3 protein-coding genes are annotated in these 4,182 nt (G+C 34.7%); 1 reads left to right on the forward strand and 2 read right to left on the reverse strand.

From position 1 onward, the window contains the following. Positions 1–758 (reverse strand): hypothetical protein (locus tag COZ07_RS09915; RefSeq protein WP_406608406.1); only part of this gene is annotated, 758 nt, incomplete at its 3' end. 527 nt (positions 759–1,285) lie between these two features. Beyond that, positions 1,286–2,779, reverse strand: coding sequence for an ATP-binding protein (locus tag COZ07_RS09920; protein ID WP_406608407.1), 1,494 nt, complete (start codon positions 2,777–2,779; stop codon positions 1,286–1,288). Between the two features lie 357 nt (positions 2,780–3,136). Between COZ07_RS09920 and COZ07_RS09925 the strand changes: the two genes are divergently transcribed. Next, on the forward strand, positions 3,137–4,182 hold a 1,046-nt coding region (locus tag COZ07_RS09925), incomplete at its 3' end, for a permease (RefSeq protein ID WP_406608408.1).

Genomic DNA, 4,182 nt, shown 5'->3' on the forward strand with positions numbered 1-4,182 from the left:
GCAAACCACACATTACTAAAACCAATTTCGCGCAACCGTTTTCTATATGTTCGAGCGTGAATTTTACACATTTCTGAATGATAAAGTATCAAAAGATTGGAATTTTTATCGATCAATTCTCCTATCCCTTCCCAGTACATTTCACGATTGTGTTTGTTCCTAATATAAAATTTTAGCCTATCAGCATCACTTTGTTTTGCTTCTTCTATTGAGAATGGAAGAGAGCTAATAATACCATATTTTGATTTAGTTTCCCGATAAATATTATTGATATCCTGACGGAAAACTTCACCAAAAGTACTTCTGTAAGGTACTATAAAGCCATCATATGTAATCTGCTCTTTAAATGGCAAAAGGACCATTTCGAGTATAATTGGAAGATGCGGGCCTAATATCCTCTCAAATTCATCGTTAAGAGCAACAACTCCGTAAGCACAAGGGTGATCGCTTACGTCAAAAAAGATAGCATGTTTCTTGAGATAACGAATCAAATAGAACTTCCCCTTAACCAAATTCTTCCAGCTCTGAATTATTTCTAATTCCTCCACCGAAAACTCAAAAGGATTTCCTTCAATAAAGGAATCGATCAAACTAATTTTATCCCAAAGAGCATTTCTAATTTTTAATTTTTCCTCACCTGATAAATCTATAAACTCTTCGAGAGTTGATATATCTTTTATTTTTTTTATTTGTTTGTTAGTATAAAATAGCAATGCTGGGTACAACTTGTAAAATAACTTAATATTCTCTTCAGACATTCTCATTCCTTATCACCTCCTTGCCATCAAATTGCTGGCACTTAATTAAACCATGAGGTCAAATTATTGATTTTTCAAAATAGATTTGCACTATGTTTAATAACTACAACTTTAACTATTAATTATTTTACCAACATCTCTTACCGTTAACAAATTTTTCGATTCCCTACTTTTTAATTTTCCATAGATTTTTTAGATGAGCGTCCTCATGAATCGGCTTTAGGAAAGCTAATTTAGTAAAAGTTTCAAACTCTTCGCATTCCCAGCAGATTTGAATATTTTTTTTTCCCAACATTTTTTGATTTTACAAAATGGAAGTGATTTGATTTATCAAATTGGAATTTCAAATGTTAAGACGTGACCTAATCACCAATTAAATGTTTCATATAACGTTTTGCGGATAAAAGAAGTCTCGCCTTCTAAGCATATGACTTTTACCAGCATCAATAAGTATTATTATAAAGCATAGAAGGCGGGTCCTTTTTATCCGCTGTTAATAACTTAAGCGGTAGCAATTGGTTTCAAGACTAAGTCTCGCAAATTCCCACTTTCCCTTGAGTCTCTACCAGAGCATCCCGCAGAAGTTTACTCTGTCTTTGAAAGGCTGTCCTAGGATTCCGGGGGTCTTTCATCAGACAGATCTCTTGAGTAAGTAACCGCGCTAAATGTAGCTCATATGTATCTTTCTTTTGGACTTCTTTTTTATATAAGGGATGGTCGCGATTTATATAAATAATTGTGCTTTCGGTAAAGCACTCTGGACTATTAGAACCAAAATGGTCGATACAGCAACACACTCCTTGTTGGCCTAATTTTAGTTTCTTAACCACTGCAGTGGAAGTTAATTTTTTAACTTGAGGTTTTCTTTTGCGTTTCTTCTTTGGTTCAATTTCGGTTTTTTGTTTTTTATCTTGAGAGGCTGCTTTACCTTTAATTGGCGAGATATAACCCGGCTCACCCATTTCAGAAGCACTCTCTGCTATAGGGATTAAGCCTTCAGGGCAGTAATCCGGATTAATGATAAGGGCATTCTTAACTTTTTCTAATACTTCGGTAAGTGTTCTTCTAACACGCTTATTCTCTTTATAGTCTGATAATTCCTCCAAAACTGGCTTGACTCTCTCGATAATCCGTTCCATCACCTCAAGAAATTTTTTATATTGTGGAGTATCCTTTATAAAACCTGTTCTATCACTAGTAATAGGCAAAAAATCTGCATTCAACTCGCCTCTTATGCGAGCAATATTTTTAACCAGTTTTTCCAGGCCAAAGAAATCTTTAGTGATAGTAACTTGTTTAACTTTGCAGGCAATCCCGGCCTCTGAGATGTCCTGCTCCATTTGAGAACTTATAATTATCTCACCATAAACTATGCCATATTCTGTTCCTTCTAAGAAAGGTATCTTATGACCAGCGATAAATCTGACACTTACCTTATGACTATTGAGATAAACCGCAAAATCAGGGGCCCTTATGGGCACGCTTTCAATAATCCGCTTTTCTACATCGCTAAGATTAAATTTCTTAGTTACTCCTTTTAAGGTAACCTTAGTGCCATCTTTAAGGTGATGATCAACTTCTTCAATTTCTAAAGGTATATACCATGTATCTTTGGACTTCTCCCATTCTTGTTTATCAAAAATGACCTTGGCTTGAAAGTCATCCTTTTTTGTCCAGACCTCAAAACAAGAACAAGCAGAAAGCGAGGCAAACTTACCTATACCGAACTCTCCAATGCGGTCTCTGGCGAATTTTGGCGATTTGGGGTTTTCTCTTTTTTGGGCAGAGCCGATATTAAAATATTGTTTCAGACCATCAAGGTCCATCCCTAAACCATCATCCTCAACAATTATTTCATCCTCTTTTATAGTTACCTTAACCTCGGTAGCATCGGCATCATAGGAATTATTAATCAACTCTCGAATAAGCTCTATAGACTCACCATAAAGCCTCTCACCAATAGTAACTATATGGCTCTTATCCACAGTTACCTCAATGGTATTAATTTGTTTATTATCCATGATATGAAACAACTCCCTTCCGAAGATTTATTTTGCAATATTTATAACACTATCTCAAAATCGGGCTTTCTAACTCATTTATTTGCGATATATTTCAAGGCTTGATCTTGCTACTACGATAACTTACTAACCTCTGATAATTATTGAGCGTAACCTCCTTGTAGTGCGATAATTATATCCTCTATATTATTATTGATGAAAATGGGGAAAAAGTAAAGGGGGGAAAAATAATAAAAATCCTCTTTTTGCTGAAATGTTTTTATTTTTTATATATAATATATTGACAATAATATGCTTATATGATAATATCATCATATATAAAGTTTGAAAAATAAAAAGAATCGGAGGATTTAAAATATGATATTAGATATTTTAATGGGAGGTTTATCAGCCTTAAAAGAATATATTGCTTTGCATGTAGTAACCTGTCTTATCCCAGCTTTTCTTTTAGCTGGTGGAATTATTGCTTTTACTTCGCGTGATATTATCCTTAAATATTTGGGAGTAAAAGCGAAAAATATTATTTCTTTCCCCTTAGCAGCAATCTCTTCTATATTTATTGCGGTATGCTCCTGTACCGTAATTCCGGTTTCAGCTGGAATCTATCGTAAAGGCGGAGCAATTGCCCCTGCCTTTATTCTCTTATGGGTCGCCCCGGCTTCCAATCTTTTAGCAGTAATCTATACTGGAACTATAATAGGGTATGAAATGGCCGGAGCCAGAATTATTACTGCTTTCGTTACCGCTTTCGTTATGGGAACAGTAATGTATCTATCTTTCCACAAAGAAGAAACAGAAAGAATGATAGCAGGAGAAAAAGGAGGAAACGACGATAAAAAAATTATCGCCGGAAAAGATATAATTTTACTTCTCTTAATTCTCTTTAGTTTGCTTTCCCCTAATTACCTTATTATTAAGGGACCTTACTTGTATAAGGTTTATGTTTTTACCATATCTATCTCTATTACTTTTTTATATGCTTACTTTGTTATTAAAAAAGATAGGATTTCCAATTGGCTTAAAGAGACCTGGTGGTTTGTAAAATTAATTTTCCCTTTACTTTTAATGGGAGTATTTATTGTGGGAGTTATTGGAAAGATTCTCCCCCAACAATGGATAGAGCACTGGCTGGGAGGAAATTCTCTACGCTCTTCTTTTTTAGCTACCCTTATTGGATCGATAAGTTATTTTGCTACAATGACTGAAGCACCATTTGTTGATACTTTAATGAAATTAGGAATGGGAAAAGGTCCAGCCCTTGCGCTGCTTCTTACTGGACCAGGAATGAGCCTTCCCAATATGTTAGCTATAATAAAAATATTTGGTCTTAAAAAAGCTTCAGTTTATATTGTAACTATGGTTATCCTGGCTACCCTGAGTGGTTGGTTTTGGGGAAATTATAT

This window comes from Candidatus Infernicultor aquiphilus (assembly GCF_002784285.1).
GTDB classification, from domain to species: domain Bacteria; phylum Atribacterota; class Phoenicimicrobiia; order Phoenicimicrobiales; family Phoenicimicrobiaceae; genus Infernicultor; species Infernicultor aquiphilus.